13 protein-coding genes are annotated in these 17,711 nt (G+C 60.7%); 6 read left to right on the top strand and 7 right to left on the bottom strand.

The annotated features are described in order from the left end of the window. Nucleotides 1–84 precede the first annotated feature (84 nt). The 6 genes from ACN8M7_RS22700 to ACN8M7_RS22675 all read right to left on the bottom strand — a co-directional run bounded on the left by ACN8M7_RS22700 (nt 85) and on the right by ACN8M7_RS22675 (nt 7,668). Nucleotides 85–714 (bottom strand): sarcosine oxidase subunit gamma, encoded by a 630-nt coding sequence (locus ACN8M7_RS22700; protein ID WP_061240243.1) that lies wholly within the window; start codon nt 712–714, stop codon nt 85–87. Next, nucleotides 707–3,724 carry a sarcosine oxidase subunit alpha gene (locus ACN8M7_RS22695; RefSeq protein ID WP_490262237.1) on the bottom strand — a complete coding sequence of 1,006 codons (3,018 nt, stop codon included), beginning with the start codon at nt 3,722–3,724 and terminating at the stop codon, nt 707–709. The genes ACN8M7_RS22700 and ACN8M7_RS22695 overlap by 8 nt, the downstream gene beginning before the upstream one ends. After that, a complete protein-coding gene (locus ACN8M7_RS22690; protein WP_061240241.1) occupies nt 3,721–4,047 on the bottom strand; it encodes a sarcosine oxidase subunit delta in 327 nt (108 codons plus the stop codon). Before ACN8M7_RS22690 ends, ACN8M7_RS22695 begins: the two co-directional genes overlap by 4 nt. Before the next feature lie 55 nt (nt 4,048–4,102). Next, on the bottom strand, nt 4,103–5,353 hold the full coding sequence (locus ACN8M7_RS22685) for a sarcosine oxidase subunit beta family protein (protein WP_061240240.1): 1,251 nt from the start codon (nt 5,351–5,353) through the stop codon (nt 4,103–4,105). A gap of 66 nt (nt 5,354–5,419) precedes the next feature. Beyond that, complete coding sequence (gene glyA / locus ACN8M7_RS22680) at nt 5,420–6,673, bottom strand: serine hydroxymethyltransferase (RefSeq protein WP_490262236.1); 1,254 nt, start codon at nt 6,671–6,673, stop codon at nt 5,420–5,422. A 695-nt stretch (nt 6,674–7,368) separates the two neighbouring features. Further along, nucleotides 7,369–7,668 carry a hypothetical protein gene (locus ACN8M7_RS22675; RefSeq protein ID WP_061240238.1) on the bottom strand — a complete coding sequence of 100 codons (300 nt, stop codon included), beginning with the start codon at nt 7,666–7,668 and terminating at the stop codon, nt 7,369–7,371. Nucleotides 7,669–7,908: 240 nt separating this feature from the next. On the opposite strand from ACN8M7_RS22675, the gene ACN8M7_RS22670 reads away from it, so the two are divergent. Beyond that, nucleotides 7,909–8,949: a threonine aldolase family protein gene (locus ACN8M7_RS22670; RefSeq protein WP_061240237.1), complete on the top strand. Its 1,041-nt coding sequence runs from the start codon at nt 7,909–7,911 to the stop codon at nt 8,947–8,949. Between the two features lie 112 nt (nt 8,950–9,061). Here ACN8M7_RS22670 and gbcB read toward each other — a convergent pair whose 3' ends face one another. Next, the gene (gene gbcB, locus ACN8M7_RS22665) at nt 9,062–10,174 is read right to left on the bottom strand and encodes a glycine betaine monooxygenase reductase subunit (protein WP_490262235.1); all 1,113 of its coding nucleotides are present in this window, start codon (nt 10,172–10,174) and stop codon (nt 9,062–9,064) included. 316 nt (nt 10,175–10,490) lie between these two features. Between gbcB and gbca the strand changes: the two genes are divergently transcribed. The 5 genes from gbca (at nt 10,491) to ACN8M7_RS22640 (ending at nt 17,696) form a co-directional block, all read left to right on the top strand. Then, nucleotides 10,491–11,783, top strand: a complete 1,293-nt coding sequence (gbca, locus tag ACN8M7_RS22660; protein ID WP_490262234.1) for a glycine betaine monooxygenase oxygenase subunit — start codon at nt 10,491–10,493, stop codon at nt 11,781–11,783. 398 nt (nt 11,784–12,181) lie between these two features. Then, nucleotides 12,182–13,186, top strand: coding sequence for a helix-turn-helix transcriptional regulator (locus ACN8M7_RS22655; protein ID WP_490262233.1), 1,005 nt, complete (start codon nt 12,182–12,184; stop codon nt 13,184–13,186). 106 nt (nt 13,187–13,292) lie between these two features. Continuing rightward, entirely contained in the window at nt 13,293–15,719 is a 2,427-nt protein-coding gene (locus tag ACN8M7_RS22650; protein WP_490262232.1) for a dynamin family protein, read from the top strand. Further along, a complete protein-coding gene (locus tag ACN8M7_RS22645) occupies nt 15,716–16,627 on the top strand; it encodes a diguanylate cyclase regulator RdcB family protein (RefSeq protein WP_490262231.1) in 912 nt (303 codons plus the stop codon). The genes ACN8M7_RS22650 and ACN8M7_RS22645 overlap by 4 nt, the downstream gene beginning before the upstream one ends. Beyond that, nucleotides 16,620–17,696 (top strand): patatin-like phospholipase family protein, encoded by a 1,077-nt coding sequence (locus ACN8M7_RS22640; protein WP_490262230.1) that lies wholly within the window; start codon nt 16,620–16,622, stop codon nt 17,694–17,696. The genes ACN8M7_RS22645 and ACN8M7_RS22640 overlap by 8 nt, the downstream gene beginning before the upstream one ends. Nucleotides 17,697–17,711 lie beyond the last annotated feature (15 nt).

The following is a 17,711-nucleotide window of genomic DNA, read 5'->3' as shown; positions in this document are numbered from 1 at the left end:
CGCCCGCCCCCTGCCGGTACAACGAGATCCGCCCTTCCCCTCTCCCCAACCCTCTCCCCAGAGGGGAGAGGGAGCCGTTCGCTATCAGGCCTCGATCGCCAGCCCGTACTCAGCGCTGGCGTCCTGCAACCACAACCAGAAGTAGTCGGAGAAACTGCGACGGATCAGCAGCTCCCAGGTGTCTTCGCCAGTGCGACGAATCACCAGTTGCGACTTGGCGAACACCGTGCCGACCGCCTTGCCGACCGGGAAGTTTTTCGGATGCACGTCATAGCTGCTGGACTTCATCAGCAACTCGCGCACCTTCGGCCCGGACAGCTCCAGCAGGGTCTGCCCGCCGCTGACGTTGACCACCGAGATGTGCTGGCCGTCCAGGGCCTCACGCAGTTTGCGCTCGACCTCGAACTCGCTGCCGCCAGGCACGATCAGCAGCCATTCATCCGGGCCCAGCCACTGCAGCGAGGTGTCGCCGTTGCTCACCAGGGTCAGGGCGCCCGGCAGTTCCAGGCCCAGGGCCTTGTGTACGCCGCCAGCGAAATTCGCATCGTCGGCGTCACCACGCAGGGTCAGATGACCCAGCAGCTTCTTCTCACGCAGCGTGACCCCGGCCCCCTTGCGCCCCTTGCCGACCAGCTCGTGCAGGCCGGCGTGGTGCAGGGAGGATTGCCCTTCGATGTCGGCAGGGCGTTGCTGAAAAACATTGGCGTTAGACATTCTGGCGATCCCCTTTCGGGTCATAGAACACGGGGCTGACGATTTCGGCTTCGATCACGCTGCCATCGACCAGCGGCGCGAAGACGCGCTCGCCGATGCGCTTGAGGCCACCGCGCACCAGGGCCATGGCGAAGGAGTAGCCCATCGCCGAGCTCATGTAGCTGGAGGTGACGTGGCCAACCATGGTCATCGGAATCGACTGCTTGGGATCGAACACCAGTTGCGCACCTTCCGGCAGCACCTTGTTCGGGTCCACGGGCTTGAGGCCGACCAGCTGCTTGCGGTTTTCCTTGAGGCAATCCTCGCGGTTCATGCCACGCCAGCCGATCCAGGAGAACGGCTTGGTACGGCCAACGCACCAACCCATGCCGAGGTCGTCCGGGGTGACCGAACCATCGGTGTCCTGACCGACGATGATGAAGCCCTTCTCGGCGCGCAGCACGTGCATGGTCTCGGTGCCATAAGGCGTCAGGCCATGCTTCTTGCCAGCGGCGATGATCTTCTCCCAAACACCCAGGGCATAGTTGGCCTGGACGTTGACTTCGTAGCTCAGCTCACCGGTGAAGGAGATACGGAACACACGAGCCGGCACGCCGCCCACGTTGCCTTCCTTCCAGGTCATGAAGGGGAAGGCGTCCTTGTCCAGGTCGATGTCGGTGACTTCGGCCAGCAGCTTGCGGCTGTTGGGGCCGGACAGGGTCATGGTCGCCCAGTGGTCGGTAACCGAGGTGAAGTACACCTTCAGTTCCGGCCATTCGGTCTGGTGGTAGATTTCCAGCCATTCCATCACCCGTGCGGCGCCACCGGTGGTGGTGGTCATGACGAAGTGATTGTCAGCCAGGCAGGCCGTCACACCGTCGTCGAAGACCATACCGTCTTCCTTGCACATCAGGCCGTAGCGGGCCTTGCCCACATCCAGCTTGGTCCAGGCGTTGGTGTAGACGCGGTTGAGGAACTCGCGTGCATCCGGGCCCTGGATGTCGATCTTGCCCAGGGTCGAGGCGTCGAGGATACCCACCGCGTTGCGCACGGCCAGGCACTCACGGGCCACGGCGGCGTGCATGTCTTCGCCGTTCTTGGGGAAGTACCAGGGACGCTTCCACTGGCCGACGTCCTCGAACTCGGCACCGTTTTCCAGGTGCCATTTCTGCATGGCGGTGTAGCGCTTGGGCTCGAACAGCTCGCCACAGTGACGGCCGGCGATGGCGCCGAAGGTCACCGGGGTGTAGTTCGGGCGGAACATGGTGGTGCCCATCTCGGCGATGCTGATGCCGATGGAACGGGCAGCGATGGCCAGACCATTGATGTTGCCCAGCTTGCCCTGATCGGTACCGAAGCCCAGCGCGGTGTAGCGCTTGACGTGCTCGACCGACTCGAAGCCCTCGCGGGTGGCCAGCTCGATACCGGCGGCGGTGACGTCGTTCTGCTGGTCGACGAACTGCTTCGGCGCACGCGCAGTGCTCTTGTCGTGCGGTACCTGGAACAGTGCAACGGTGGCTTCTTCGATGCGTTTCTCGGCCTTCGGCACGCTACCGGTAACGGCGTTGAAGCCCACTTCGGCAGCGGCCTTGGCACCGGCTTCGAAACCATCGGACAGGGCGTCGCCCAGACCGAACACGCCGTTGACTGCACCGGCGCAATAACGCTTCTGGAAGCCTTCACCCGGCACGAACGCCAGAATGTCTTCGCGCCAGACCGGACGACCGCCCAGGTGCGAAGCCAGGTGCACCACCGGGCTGTAGCCGCCGGAGCTGGCGATCAGGTCGCACTCGACCACTTCGCCAGGGCTGGTGACCTTGTGCTTGGCCAGATCGATGGCGCAGATGCGCGCACCGGTGACGCGCTTGCTGCCGCGCGCTTCGACCACGGCACTGCCGGTGAGAATACGCACGCCACGCCGGCGCGCTTCTTCGACCCAGCTGCCGCGCGGGTTGCTGCGGGCATCGGCCACGGCCACCACCTGGCGACCGGCGTCGAGCCAGTCGAGCACCACGCGGTAGGCGTAATCGTTGTTGGTCGACAGCACCAGCTTCTGGCCAGGTGCGACGCTATAGCGGCGCACGTAGGTGGAGACGGCATCGGCCAGCATGTTGCCGGGTACGTCGTTGTTGGCATAAACCAGCGGACGCTCATGGGCGCCAGTGGCCAGTACCACGCGCCCGGCACGTACACGGTGCAGACGCTGACGCGGCTGGCCCATGGGCGCCACTTCGCCGAGGTGGTCGGTGAGGCGCTGGTGAATGGTGAGGAAGTTGTGGTCGTGGTAACCGTTGACCGTGGCACGCGGCAGCAGGGTCACTTCCGGCATGCTCTTCAGCTCGGCGATGGCCTTGGCAGCCCAGTCGGCGGCCGGCTTGTCGTCGAGCATCTCACGGGTGGACAGCAGGCTGCCGCCGAACTCTTCCTGTTCGTCGGCGAGAATCACACGCGCCCCGCTACGACCGGCAGCCAAGGCTGCGGCGAGACCGGTAGGGCCGGCACCGACCACCAGCACGTCGCAGTGCTGGTTCAGATAGTCGTAGATGTCCGGATCGTTTTCCTTCGGCGAGCGACCGAGACCGGCAGCCTTACGAATGTACTTCTCGTAGGTCAGCCACAGGTTCTGCGGGTACATGAAGGTCTTGTAGTAGAAGCCGGGCGGCATCATGCCACCGCCGACCTTGCCAAGAATGCCCATCACGTCGGTGTTGACGCTCGGCCAGCCGTTGGTGCTGGCAGCGGCCAGCCCCTGATACAGCGCCTGCTGGGTAGCACGCACGTTGGGGATCTGCGCGGCCTCGGTGGCACCGATCTGCAGCACGGCATTGGGTTCTTCGGCGCCAGCGGCGACGATGCCGCGCGGACGCGAGTACTTGAAGCTGCGGCCGATCACGTCGACGCCGTTGGCCAGCAGTGCAGCGGCCAGGGTGTCGCCGGCATAACCCTGATAGGTCTGGCCGTTGAAGCTGAAGGTCAGGGGCTGGCTGCGGTCGATGCGGCCACCCTGGGAAAGACGATTGACCTGGCTCATGCCGTTACTCCTTGGTCGACGGCCTTTTTCGCGGCGACACTGGCCTCAGTGACGCTGGGGCGCTCGCCAATCTTGTAGGTTTCGAGAATCTCGTAGCTCACCGTGTGGCGAGTGACGTTGAAGTACTGACGGCAGCCCGCCGCATGAATCCACAGCTCGTGGTGGATACCGCGCGGGTTGTCGCGGAAGAACAGGTACTCGCCCCACTCCGCGTCGGTGCAGGCGTTCGGGTCCAGCGGACGGGCGATGTGCGCCTGACCGCCGGCGTGGAATTCTTCTTCGGAACGCAGTTCGCCACAGTGAGGGCAGAAGATGTGCAGCATGCTCGGTACCTCCAGAAAACCATCGTCCCTCTCTCAGCGAGAGAGGGCGCCATAATCAGTGCGCCACACCGGCTGCGCCGTGCTCGTCGATCAGCGCACCGTTGTGGAAGCGCTCGATGGAGAAGGCCTTGGCCAGTGGATGCATCTCGCCCTTGGCCAGACTGGCAGCGAACACGTTGCCCGAGCCCGGCGTGGCCTTGAAGCCACCGGTGCCCCAGCCGCAGTTGAAGAACAGGTTCTTCACCGGCGTCTTGGCGATGATCGGGCAGGCGTCAGGCGTGGTGTCGACGATGCCGCCCCACTGGCGGTTCATGCGTACGCGCGAGAGCACCGGGAACATCTCGACGATGGCCTGCAGGGTGTGTTCGATGGTCGGGTAGGAACCACGTTGGCCGTAGCCGTTGTAGCCGTCGATACCGGCGCCGATGACCAGGTCGCCCTTGTCCGACTGGCTGATATAGCCGTGTACGGCGTTGGACATGATCACGGTGTCGATGATCGGTTTGATCGGCTCGGAAACCAGCGCCTGCAGCGGGTGCGATTCCAGCGGCAGGCGGAAGCCGGCCAGCTTGGCCAGGTGTCCGGAGTTACCGGCAGCGACCACGCCGACGCGCTTGGCGCCGATGAAACCCTTGCTGGTCTCGACACCGATTACCGCGCCGTTTTCCTTGCGGAAGCCGATCACTTCGGTCTGCTGGATCAGGTCGACGCCCAGGGCGTCAGCGGCACGGGCGAAGCCCCAGGCCACGGCATCGTGACGGGCAACGCCGCCACGGCGCTGCAGCGAGGCACCGAGAATCGGGTAACGGGTGTTCTTCGAGCAATCCAGGTAGGGGATCATCTCCGCCACCTGCTTGGCATCCACCACCTCGCCGTCGATACCGTTGAGACGGTTGGCGCTGACGCGGCGCTCGATGTCACGCATGTCCTGCAGGGTGTGGCCGAGGTTGAACACGCCACGTTGGGAGAACATGACGTTGTAGTTGAGGTCTTGCGACAGACCTTCCCACAGCTTCATCGCGTGCTCGTACAGGTGCGCGGACTCGTCCCACAGGTAGTTGGAACGCACGATGGTGGTGTTGCGCGCGGTGTTACCACCGCCAAGCCAGCCTTTCTCCACCACGGCGACGTTTTTCACGCCGAATTCCTTGGCCAGGTAGTAAGCCGTGGCCAGGCCGTGACCGCCACCGCCGACGATGACCACGTCATAAACCGGCTTGGGCGTCGGATTACGCCACATGCGCTGCCAGTTCTCATGATGGCTGAACGAGTGCTTGAACAGGCCGAAGCCGGAATAACGTTGCATGGGCATGCTCCAGGGTTCTACTGCCCTCTCGCGACTGCGCGAGAGGGGCCGAGAGAGAAGGTTGGCTTAGCGATAGACCGGGTAATCCGCGCACAGCCCGGCGACCAGCTTGGCCACCTGCGCCTCGACATCGGCATCGCCGAGGTGATCGAGGATGTCGCAGATCCAGCCGGCCAGGCTCTGGCACTGGGCGACCTTGAAGCCACGGGTGGTAACGGCCGGGGTACCGATACGGATACCGGAGGTGACGAACGGCGACTGCGGGTCGTTCGGCACGGCGTTCTTGTTCACGGTGATACCGGCGCGACCCAGGGCAGCGTCAGCATCCTTACCGGTCAGACCCTGCTTGATCAGGCTGAGCAGGAACAGGTGGTTGTCGGTACCACCGGAGACCACTTCGAAGCCGCGTTCGATGAACACTGCGGCCATGGCCTGGGCGTTGTCGATCACCTGCTGCTGGTAGGCCTTGAACTCGGGCTCCATGGCTTCCTTGAAGCACACGGCCTTGGCGGCGATCACGTGCATCAGCGGGCCACCCTGGGCGCCCGGGAATACGGCGGAGTTGAGCTTCTTCTCGATCTCTTCGTTGGCCTTGGCCAGGATCAGGCCGCCACGCGGACCACGCAGGGTCTTGTGAGTAGTGGTGGTGACCACGTCGGCGAACGGAATCGGGTTCGGGTACAGACCGGCAGCGACCAGACCTGCCACGTGGGCCATGTCGACGAACAGGTAGGCACCAACCTTGTCGGCGATGGCGCGGAAGCGCGGGAAATCCAGGGTCTTGGAGTAGGCGGAGAAACCGGCAACGATGATCTTCGGCTTGTGCTCGACAGCCAGGCGCTCGACCTCGTCGTAATCGATCAGACCAGTGGCGGTGTCCAGGCCGTACTGCACGGCGTTGTACAGCTTGCCCGAGGACGACACCTTGGCGCCGTGGGTCAGGTGACCGCCATGGGCCAGACTCATGCCGAGGATGGTGTCACCGGCGTTGAGCAGGGCCAGGTAGACGGCGCTGTTGGCCGAGGAACCGGAGTGCGGTTGGACGTTGGCGTAATCGGCGCCGAACAGGGCCTTGGCACGATCGATGGCCAGCTGCTCGACCTTGTCGACGTACTCGCAGCCACCGTAATAACGCTTGCCCGGGTAGCCTTCGGCGTACTTGTTGGTCAGGCCGCTGCCCTGCGCTTCCATCACGCGCTGGCTGCAGTAGTTCTCCGAAGCGATCAGCTCGATGTGCTCTTCCTGACGGCGTTCTTCCTGGTCGATCGCCGCGAGCAACTCGTCGTCGTAACCTTGAATCTGATCTTGTTTGCTGAACATCTCGACTCTCCTGCAGCGCCTGTTTGGCGGCGGTCTTGGACTGACGGGCCGGCTAGGCCCTGTGCAGCGATGGTAGGGCCGGCCCTGCCCGTTCAGATGCCTGCCAACGCCGTGAGGGCATTCGTTTGCGACATAGCCTTGTCGCATTCAGGCGGGTCGCGACAAAGCCGTCGGTTTGCACACAAATCACGGGGATCAAGCTGTGGATAAACCGTGCATACACGGCGCAACCGCAGCTCCTGCAAGGGCTTCCGCGCAACGATCATTTCCTGATCGATATCAAGCAGTTAGCAACTCAGGTCATACACAGAAGCCGTGGACTAGCCTGTGGAAAAGCTGTCAGCAGATGGCTGCCGACCTCGCCAGCACTGGATGCCAGGCCGGCGCTCGATATCCATCCAACCGCGCAGGCGCCCTGACTTATCCAGCTGCGACATGAACGAACGGCGAGAGTCGGTTGGGGATATGCACAGAAGATGTGGATGAAACTGTGCATAGGCTGTTCGACCATAGCTCACAGCCAGAGCGGCCGCGGCTTGCCGGCGGGCGACTAAAAATCGAACAACATCAAAGAGATAGAGCAGGCTTGTGCACAAATACTGTGGGCTTGGCTGTGCACGGCCTGTGGAAACATGGCGCCAGGCCAGAGCCCGCGGGGCTCCGGCGCCAGCGCATGCGATTTGCTCAACCGCTCCTTACGGCTTGAGCTTGCCAGAGCAACTGCTGGACGCATTCACCAGGCGCTGCTGCATCGCAGGGTCAGGCGGAGACTGGCGGCTCATTTCCTGCAATTCGGCTTCGCTGAACTCCTGGCTGACCTTGGTCGCGGCGCAGTCGCAGTAAGCTCGCAGCTGTGGCTCCTCGTAGCCTGCCGGTGCGCCAGCGATGCACTGCTGAACGAACTCGGTCTTGGCATTATCCGACCACTCGGCAGCGGCAACGGGCAGCGCCACGGCCAGCGGCAGGGCAAGGGCGAGCAGGTGACGATAAGTCATAGGAAACTCCTTCTCTTGATTGCGGAAGACGGATCGAATGCCGCCTTCTGGTAGGTGTGAACCCCCACGAACACCTCAAGTTCCCTCTCCAAGCCGAACGGTTAGCCACGATTCGACCCGGCAGTACGCATCGACACAACAACTCGTCGCCGTTACGGAGGCCCGCCCGCCGGCTCAGCAGCTAAGGTGACACTTTTAGCCGGCGGCCCCGCCGGCAGGCTTTTCAGAAGGAACGCGCCAATGCCCGACAATGCCCAGCAATTCGCCAGCGACAACTACTCCGGCATCTGTCCCGAAGCCTGGGCCGCCATGGCCGAGGCCAACCAGGGCCACCAGCGCGCTTACGGCGATGACGAATGGACGGCCCGCGCCGCCGATCACTTCCGCCAGCTGTTCGAGACCGACTGCGAGGTGTTCTTTGCCTTCAACGGCACCGCCGCCAACTCCCTGGCCCTGGCCTCGCTGTGTCAGAGCTACCACAGCGTGATTTGCTCGGAGACCGCTCACGTCGAGACCGACGAATGCGGCGCGCCAGAATTCTTCTCCAACGGCTCCAAGCTGCTGCTGGCCAGCACCGAGAATGGCAAGCTGACCCCGCAGGCGATCCGCGAGATCGCGCTCAAACGCCAGGACATCCACTACCCGAAACCACGTGTGGTCACCCTCACCCAGGCCACCGAGGTCGGCACCGTCTACCGCCCGGAAGAAGTTCGCGCCATCAGCCAGGTCTGCGAGGAACTGGGCCTGCACCTGCACATGGACGGCGCGCGCTTTTCCAACGCCTGCGCCTTCCTCGGCTGCAGTCCGGCCGAGCTGACCTGGAAGGCCGGCGTCGATGTGCTGTGCTTCGGCGGCACCAAGAACGGCATGGCCGTCGGCGAAGCCATCGTCTTCTTCAACAAGGCGCTGGCCGAAGACTTCGACTACCGCTGCAAGCAGGCCGGCCAGTTGGCTTCGAAGATGCGCTACCTGTCCGCGCCCTGGGTCGGCATCCTGCAAAACGACGTCTGGCTCAACTACGCCAACCACGCCAATCGCTGCGCGCAATTGCTGGCCAGCCTGGTCGAGGATGTACCCGGCGTCAGCCTGATGTTCCCCGTGGAGGCCAACGGCGTATTCCTGCAATTGTCGGAGCCGGCCATCGCCGCCCTGACCGCCCGCGGCTGGCGCTTCTACACCTTCATCGGCGCCGGCGGCGCGCGCTTCATGTGCAGTTGGGATACCGACGAGGCCCGCGTGCGCCAGCTGGCTGCCGATATCCGCGAAGTGATGAGCGCCTGAAAACGACAGAAGCCCCATGAGTGGGGCTTCTGTCTATGTACCCGGATACGCTCCGGGATCGATGCGTCCTGCCATCCCCGGATTGCATCCGGGCCGGAGGATTTCGTGGCGATCAGTAATCGATCGCCACGTCGCCTTTCGGCACGCTGCAGCACGACAGGATGTAGCCTTCGGCCACGTCCTCGTCGGTGATGCCGCCGTTGTGCTCCATGTCAACTTCGCCGGCAGTCTTCATCACCTTGCAGGTACCGCAGATACCCATACCGCAGGCCTTGGGAATATGCAGGCCGAGCTTGGCAGCGGCGGCATGGACGGTCTCGCCCGGACCGACACGGATGCTCTTGCCGGTGCTGATGAACTCCACCTGATTGAGATCGCCCACCGGCACTTCCGGCGCATCGGCAGCTTCGGCAGCCAGTTCCTTGACCTCGGCACGAATCTCCGGCGGCGTGGCGCCGAAGGCCTCCTCGTGATAGCGGCTCATGTCGTAGCCAGAGGACTCGAGCAGACGCTTGATCGCACTCATGTAGGGCGTCGGGCCGCAGCAGAAGATTTCGCGCTCGAGGAAGTCCGGCGCGATCAGCTCCAGCATCGGCTTGTTCAGATAGCCACGATAGCCAGCCCAGGCTTCACCCAGACCGTGCTTCTCGCAGATCACGTGCACGCTGAAGTTGCTGATGCGCGCCGCCATGTGCTCCAGCTCGCGCTGGTAGATGATGTCCTTGGGCGAGCGCGCGCTGTGCACGAAGACCATGTCGACATTGGCGTTGGTGTCATAGAACCAGCGCGCCATCGACATCACCGGCGTGATGCCAACCCCGCCGGACAGGTACAAGACCTTGTCGGTCGGGAAGTCGATGGCGTTGAACAGCCCGACCGGACCATGCACCGGCACCTCGTCGCCTTCCTTGAGGTTGTCGTGCAGCCAGTTCGACACCTTGCCACCCGGCACCCGCTTGATGGTGATGGAGAAGCTGTAGGGCACCGAAGGCGAGCTGGAGATGGTGTAGGAGCGCATGATCGGCTGACCGTCGATCTCCAGTTCCAGGGTGACGAACTGCCCCGGCTTGAAGAAGAACAGCACGGGCTGATCGGCCATGAAGCAGAAAGTGCGCACATCCCAGGTTTCCTGAATGACCTTGACGCAGCGCACCAGGTGGCGGCCGTTGGTCCAGGTCTGAGTAGTAACCGGGTTGAGGAATGAGTTAGGGGTAGTGGTGGTCATGAACAGCTCTCCACACGGCCGGATGTCGGCCCATATGCGGCGGATTGTGCGAAAGGCCGCGACCCGTCATTTATCTACCAGCGACATCCACATACTTATCGCGACCTGCCCCATTACACGGGGCCTGGCGCGTCGGAAACGCATCTGGCCATGTCGCCCGTGGATAAGGTTTCACCGTTGCCCCGATCCACACTCCGCCTCACCAAGCATGCATGCCCATCGCAGGCTGCAGCGATTGACGAATACCTTGCGGCATTTACCGTAACAGCCACTTTTACCGGCCGACGCGAGGCGTCGACCAATTGAGGAGCCACCGATGGACTGCACCCAAAACCTGAGCCTGGGCGACCCACTAGAACCCGTCCGCAAGGCCACTGCCCAGATGCTGCACGAGCGCGATCACACCTTCTCGCTGCCGCAGCCCTTCTACAATGACGAGCGCCTGTTCCAGGTCGACATGCAGGAGATCTTCCACAAGGAATGGCTGATCGCCGGCATGACCTGCGAAATCCCGGCCAAGGGCAACTTCCTCACCGTGCAGATCGGCGACAACCCGATCCTGGTCATCCGTGGCGCCGAAGGCCAGATCCATGCTTTCCACAACGTCTGCCGTCACCGCGGCTCGCGCCTGTGCGTCAGCGACAAGGGCAAGGTCGCCAAACTGGTGTGCCCGTACCACCAGTGGACCTACGAGCTGGACGGCCGCCTGCTGTTCGCCGGCACCGAAATGGGCGCCGACTTCGACCTCAAGGACTATAGCCTCAAGCCCGTGCAGTGCAAGACCGCTGGCGGCTTCATCTTCATCAGCCTGGCGGAAAACCCGCCGGCCATCGACGAATTCCTCGCGACCCTGGCTCACTACATGGAGCCGTACGACATGGAGAACACCAAGGTCGCGGTGCAGAGCACCATGCGTGAGCAGGCCAACTGGAAACTGGTCCTCGAGAACAACCGCGAGTGCTACCACTGCAACGGTTCGCACCCGGAGCTGCTCAACACCCTGCTGGAATGGGACGACGTCACCGACCCGCGCGCCAGCCAGGCGTTCAAGGATCAGGTCGCCGAGTGCACCACCCGCTGGGACAAGGACAACATCCCCTACGCCCACGCCAGCTTCGGCCTGCGCAACCGCATCGTGCGCATGCCGCTGCTCAAGGGCACCGTGTCCATGACCATGGACGGCAAACCGGGCAGCAAGAAACTGATGGGCCGCATCACCGACCCGGATCTGGGCTCGATGCGCATCCTGCACCTGCCGCACTCGTGGAACCACTGCATGGGCGACCACATGATCAACTTCACCGTGTGGCCGATCAGCGCCCAGGAGTCGATCGTCATCACCAAGTGGCTGGTACACAAGGACGCAGTCGAAGGCGTCGACTACGACGTGGCCCGCCTGCGCGAAGTCTGGGATGCCACCAACGACCAGGATCGTCGCCTCGGCGAGGAAAACCAGCGCGGCATCAACTCCACCGCCTACCAGCCTGGCCCGTACTCCAAGACCTACGAGTTCGGCGTGATCAACTTCCTCGACTGGTACAGCGAGCGCATGCTCAACAACCTGGAAGACACCCCGGCGCAAAGCCTGCGTCAGGTGGCAGGCGAGTGATGACGCTCAGCCTGTTACTGTTGATCGGGCTCACAGCCTACGGGCTGCTGGCCTGTCGACCGAACGCAGGCTAAGGCAAATCAAGGAAAACCCCGGCTCCGCAAGGAGACCGGGGTTTTCTTTTATGGGACACCTCGAAACAGGACTGGCAAGACGCCACACATGACGCGTCCCGCCCAACCGCCCACCTCGCACACTGCATTCCAAGGCCTGCGCGGAGCGCGACACAGTCTGTCGCCACTCACCTGCACACTCAGCCCAGATACCCACAGATCCCGCTGAAATATCTCCTTCGAGTTGATGATCGAGAGCTAGCACAAAGCCACTAAACATGGTTAAAGTGCCATCAGCATGACGCCGGTATACCGGCGCAAGGATCATCAGACAAGGCTGTTGTCATGCCAGAAGCGAAAGACACGGTGCTCAGGCTATTTGCCCTACTGCGCCACATTCCCGAATACCCGCGTTACACCACCGCCAGCGTTCTGCAGGAGAAACTGCACGAACGCGGCTTCTCTGTGGACTTGCGCACCGTACAACGCGACCTGAAACAGTTGTCTCTGTCGTTCTCTCTGTTCGATGAAAAGAAAGGCGGCCGCAAGCAGTGGAGTTACGCCAAAGGCGAGCCGCTGAACCTGCGAGACATGGACCCACCCACCGCACTCGCGCTGCATCTGGCCGAGAGCCATCTGAAAAGCCTGCTACCGCAAAGCGTACTCGAGCTGCTAGACCCGCAATTCACTCGCGCTCGCAACTACCTCGACGAGCTTGGCGAGAACAGCCTGGCGCAATGGGCCCAATGTGTACGCACCCTGCCCAATGGCAAGGCATTGCTGCCGGCAGAAATCGACAGGAACGTATGGCAGGCCGCCTCAACAGCACTGCTGGAATGCAAACAACTGCGTATCCACTACCTGAGCCGCAGCAAGGGCGACGCCAAACAACTGCTAATCCATCCCGCCGGGCTGGTTTCACGCCACTCCATCAGCTACCTGATCGCCAGCGTGGAAGGTTACGACGACCTGCGCCAGTTCGCCCTGCACCGCATCCAGCAAGCCGAGTGCCTGAACGCCCCCGCCCGCGAGCGCCCGGACTTCGAGATAAGCCACTACATCCGCGAGCACCTCAACAGCGCAGCGCCCATCGAGCAGGTGGAATTGGTTGCCGATGTCGCCCCGCATATCGCCAGGCTGCTCAGTGAAACCCCGCTGAGTTCGGAGCAAAGCCTAGAGACATTGCCCGACAGTGACTGGCAACGCCTGCGGGCCACAGTGCCGGATGATCAGGAGACGCTGTGGTGGGTGTTTGGGTTGGGGGAGAACGTGAGGGTGCGGGAGCCGCAGAGGTGGGTGCATGCCATCAAAGAAAAGGTCGAGAGGCTAAGAGCACTATACGCCCCGTAAACACCACAACATCCACGAGGTTGAGCATGCTAGAAAACATCGCTCAGGCCTCTCTCCGTGACTCATTCAGTTCAATTAATCCTATAGCTAATCCAGAGAGCACAACATGCACGAAGCCAATCTCGACCTCCTACGAGCAGAAGCCATCCGCCTGTTGCAAGTGGAAATCAACATGCTGCAACGGATGAAGGAGTCGGAAGGCGTCATTGTTGCCGACCAGGGCGGCGGGCATCAGACATTTTCACCCGACAGCGTGGATAAAGACCTAGCCATGCTGCGTGGCGAAGCAAGCAAACTGGAACATCTGGATATGGTACTGGCTGTGGTCGGCACCATGAAGGCCGGGAAATCCACCACCATCAACGCCATCGTTGGCTCCGAGGTTCTACCGAACCGCAATCGCCCGATGACGGCGCTACCAACCCGAATTCGTCATACCCCTGGGCAGAAAGAACCAATTCTGCATATGGAAAACAACGGCCCGCTCAACAAGCTGCTGAAAAAGCTCAACCAGGCACTTGCGACCCCGGACGGCAAGGACATACAGGAAGAACACAAGCACGATCCAGACATGGCCGAATTGCTGCAGTTCATTCGGGGGCATGGACACTTCGGCCAGACTTACAGCGGCCCGCAAGCTATCTTCGACTTCCTCAAGAGCCTGAATGATCTGGTACGCCTAGCCTCAGAACTGGAGATCGACTTTCCTTTCAGCAGCTATACCCATATCGACGACATTCCAGTGATAGAGGTCGAATTCTCGCACCTGGCACACCTACCGAGCAGCGTCGGCAACCTCACCCTGCTCGATACGCCCGGTCCGAACGAAGCCGGCCAGGATCACCTCCGCCATATGCTCCGCGAACAATTGCAAAACGCTTCTGCCGTACTGGCCGTGCTGGATTTCACCCAACTGAAGTCCGATGCTGACCAACAGGTACGTTACGAACTTGAACGAATCGCAGATGTGGCACAGAACCGCATGTTCGCATTGGTCAACAAGTTCGATGAAAAGAACCGTAACAGCGACAGCGCCGAGCAAACCCGCACACTGGTGGCTGAATCGCTGCTCCAGGGCCGGATAGAAAGTGCCAAGGTATTCCCCGTATCATCGAAATTGGGCGACCTGGCCAATCGCGCCCAACGTGAACTGGCACGCCATGGCCGCCTGCCCGAGCCAGGGCATGAGTCCACCGCCTGGGTAGAAGATTTTGGCAACGCTGCGCTTGGCGCTTTCTGGGAAGACGATATCAACGATCCTCAACGGGTGCAGAAGGCAGCCGACCGGCTATGGGAAAAATCGCTTTTCTCGACCCTCCTGGACAACGTCATCCATAAAGCCCACAAACAGGCTGCCATTCTGGCCATTTCATCGGCGGCAGCGAAACTGGCGGACGTTGGCAGCAAGATCAACAACTTCCTCAACGCACGGGAAACCGCTCTGGGAAAGACTGACGACGAATTGAAAGCGCAAATAGACTCGTTGAACAGCGATATTGCGCGCATCCAGAGCCTTGAAGAAGAAGCACGCGAGAGTGCGAGCAAGGCACTAAAAAACATCAAAAAAACCATGTCTGCTGCAATTAAGGAGACCAAAAACCATATCGGGCATGAGCTTGATAAAAGCTTCAATGACGCCAAAGAAATAGAAAAACAACAGGTAGAACAACGTGCCGCCAATTTAAAGCTGCATGGCAGCTTATTCGGGCTGCTGGGAGCATTCTGGGGAAACTCCAGCACAAAAAAGCCATTACGCAAGAAGAGCCGTTTTGGCTACGAATTCGATCCGCGAAACACAGTCATAAAGCTGGACTCTCCCCGAGAAGCAGAAGAAATTATCAAAGGGATAGATAAAGGCGTACAGGACATTTTCAGCGAGCAGGAGCAGCGCCTGACAGAGGCAAGCGGCAGGTTCATTGAACACTTCCAGAAAAAATTTGATGAAGATATTTCGAATAAAGCCAACGAGGTCGTTGGTGAGCTGAATAAGCGCCTTAAGGGCGAGGGTTTCTCCATCCATTTGAAAGCCCCTCACATGCCGCACCTGTCCATGCGCGGGGACAATATGGACTCCCTGCACAATATCATCGAGGACAAGCGCAGATGGGAGACACGTAAGCGCCACAAGAAAGGGGTTTGGGGCACCGTCTGCAGCTGGTTCAGCACTGATGACTGGGGAACCGAAGAATATCAAACCAGAGTTGGCAGCATAGAAATAGACACCGTAAAAATCCGCGACGCCATCAACAAAAATATCAACCGCATATTCGATGGTTTGGAGCACACCGTACTGGAGACAATTGAAAAACCGCTGCAAGAACGGATAGATGCCTTCTTCGATGACCTCAAGCAAACCGTGAGTGCACTGCGCGAAGATCTGATGCAGAGCATTCGTGACAAACAGAAAAGCCAAGAATCACAAAAAACACTGGCCGCTCACCTCAGCGAACTCAAACGCCAAGCGCCCGCCATTCAGCAGGACAGCGAGGCTCTGCATCAAGATATGCAGGCACCGCTGGGAGAGCCCGTATGAACACCGACAACGCCATCAAACCAGATTCAGAAATTTGCCAGACACTAACCTGTCTGCCAGAAAAATTCGTGGTCGACTTCGCTAATGGCATCGACGTTACCCAAGATCATCTGCGCACTCAGAGAGCGCGAGGCGGCATCTTTCAACGCCTGTACGATGGTTTTACCGGGCAAGGGTACAGGCGCCAGAACGAGACCAATGCCAATTTGGCCAAGGGAGTGGAAGCTTCCTTGCAATGGCTAACGGAGTTGACCGAGTCGCTGGCTCACAGCAACCTGGCACTGGCGCAGGTCAATGACCGGATCAACTCGCTCAAGCACGATACTGCGCTTATCGCACACTACTCCGCCGACACACGCCAGCGTCTGGATTCACTGGCTTTGCGCCTGGACGAGCGCTGTCACGAGATAGAACAGGAACTTAGCCGGATCGACTTCACCCAGCGTGCCGCGCTTAATCTTGATCGAGTCTTCAATCGCTGGAGAGCCGGGCGATTTCAGAGTTTCTCCCTTGCCGGACGTTGCTACGCGGCTTTGGAGGAACTTCGCTGGGGTGACTTTGGCGACTTCTGCCGCGCTCGCCCACAGGATGTGCAAACCGGCAACTTTCTGAAAGACCTGAGCAACCGCATTATCTTTCAACTGGCCGAGGACTCTGGCCAAAAGCGCAGTGACAGATTTGCCATCGGGCAGTGGCTGGAACCGCCGACAGGTCGCACCGTAATACCCGATGCCCAAGCAGCTCTCGCCTATCTGGGCGACAACTTCAGCCCGGACAGCAAGCCCTTCATTTTCACGGTATCTCAGGCCCCCGAGCAGTTGCCACTGGAGGTACCGCGCATAGGCTCTGCAGAGCGTCTGGGCGAAGCACTGTTGGCCGAAGTATTCGAAGGAGTGCGTTATGCCTAAGCCAATGAAAGTCGGTCTTGTCCTGTCCGGCGGTGGAGCCAAGGGAGCCTATCAGGTCGGCGCTCTCAAAGCCCTGCTGGAGCTGGGAACCCAAGTGGATATGGTCGCAGGTGCCAGCATCGGCTCGTTGAACGGCGCCATTCTCGCAGCCGCCCCCGACCTGAAAACGGGCGTCGAGCGCCTGGAGGAAGTCTGGGGCGAGCTAGCCAAAAGCTCGCCACTATCCTTACAGATCCCCTACATACAATTGCTGCTAGCGGCCGGACTACGCTTCCCACATGTAGCTGCATTTGCCGGGCTTCTCAAATTACTGACTTTCGGCGCAAAAAAAGCGGGCATCGAGCTGCCAGCCCCTATTGAGCAGTTGGCTAGCGAAGGATTGCTCAGCGAAAGCCCGCTCAAGGCATTGATGGATCAGTATCTGGATACCGACCGTCTGGCTGAAGGCCTGCCGTTCTACATCTCAGTCTTTGAGAGCTTCGGAGGTATCAACGATATCCTGCGTGTGGTTTCCGCAGAAATAGGCCTGCGGGATACACCCAAGTCGTCACTCATCCATATCCAATCGCTCCCGCCCCAGCAGCAGAAAGAACTTTTGCTCGCTTCAGCAGCCATTCCATTACTGTTCAGCCCACGTGAAGTCAACGGCACCCGCTATACCGACGGGGGGCAGGGCGGATGGCAAACCATACAAGGCAACACCCCCATCACTCCCTTGCTGGAAGCAGGGTGCAATTTGGTGCTGGTCACCCACCTGAGCGATGGCTCATTATGGAGTCGTCATGATTTCCCAGAAGCGACCATCCTAGAGATCCGCCCACAGTCCAATTTGGCTCGGGACAGTGGGTTCCTAGGCGGAGCCAAGGATTTGCTGGGCTTCAAGGCCGAGAAAATTTCATCCTGGATTGAGCAAGGCTATCAAGACACGCTGCAGTGCGTAGGGAGGGTGATGTCCGCACAAACCTCTCGAAACGCATTACGCAACTCCGAACAGGTACTTAGCACCAGCCACAAACAAGATATCGCCGCCGACACCACGCTAGAGGATGCAATGAAACGCTTGCACTGAGATCTGTGCCGACCT

Source organism: Pseudomonas spartinae (assembly GCF_965197125.1).
GTDB classification, from domain to species: Bacteria; Pseudomonadota; Gammaproteobacteria; order Pseudomonadales; family Pseudomonadaceae; genus Aquipseudomonas; species Aquipseudomonas composti_A.
Note: the sequence above shows the minus strand (reverse complement) of the source record. Positions and strands in the feature narration are given on the sequence as shown.

Excerpts from the sequence above, each read along its gene's own strand:
- gbcB (WP_490262235.1), bottom strand. The coding sequence starts at position 10,174 with ATGACCACCACTACCCCTAACTCATTCCTCAACCCGGTTACTACTCAG.
- ACN8M7_RS22685 (WP_061240240.1), bottom strand. The coding sequence starts at position 5,353 with ATGCAACGTTATTCCGGCTTCGGCCTGTTCAAGCACTCGTTCAGCCAT.
- ACN8M7_RS22695 (WP_490262237.1), bottom strand. The coding sequence starts at position 3,724 with ATGAGCCAGGTCAATCGTCTTTCCCAGGGTGGCCGCATCGACCGCAGC.
- ACN8M7_RS22675 (WP_061240238.1), bottom strand. The coding sequence starts at position 7,668 with ATGACTTATCGTCACCTGCTCGCCCTTGCCCTGCCGCTGGCCGTGGCG.
- glyA (WP_490262236.1), bottom strand. The coding sequence starts at position 6,673 with ATGTTCAGCAAACAAGATCAGATTCAAGGTTACGACGACGAGTTGCTC.
- ACN8M7_RS22670 (WP_061240237.1), top strand. The coding sequence starts at position 7,909 with ATGCCCGACAATGCCCAGCAATTCGCCAGCGACAACTACTCCGGCATC.
- ACN8M7_RS22645 (WP_490262231.1), top strand. The coding sequence starts at position 15,716 with ATGAACACCGACAACGCCATCAAACCAGATTCAGAAATTTGCCAGACA.
- gbca (WP_490262234.1), top strand. The coding sequence starts at position 10,491 with ATGGACTGCACCCAAAACCTGAGCCTGGGCGACCCACTAGAACCCGTC.
- ACN8M7_RS22700 (WP_061240243.1), bottom strand. The coding sequence starts at position 714 with ATGTCTAACGCCAATGTTTTTCAGCAACGCCCTGCCGACATCGAAGGG.
- ACN8M7_RS22690 (WP_061240241.1), bottom strand. The coding sequence starts at position 4,047 with ATGCTGCACATCTTCTGCCCTCACTGTGGCGAACTGCGTTCCGAAGAA.
- ACN8M7_RS22650 (WP_490262232.1), top strand. The coding sequence starts at position 13,293 with ATGCACGAAGCCAATCTCGACCTCCTACGAGCAGAAGCCATCCGCCTG.
- ACN8M7_RS22655 (WP_490262233.1), top strand. The coding sequence starts at position 12,182 with ATGCCAGAAGCGAAAGACACGGTGCTCAGGCTATTTGCCCTACTGCGC.
- ACN8M7_RS22640 (WP_490262230.1), top strand. The coding sequence starts at position 16,620 with ATGCCTAAGCCAATGAAAGTCGGTCTTGTCCTGTCCGGCGGTGGAGCC.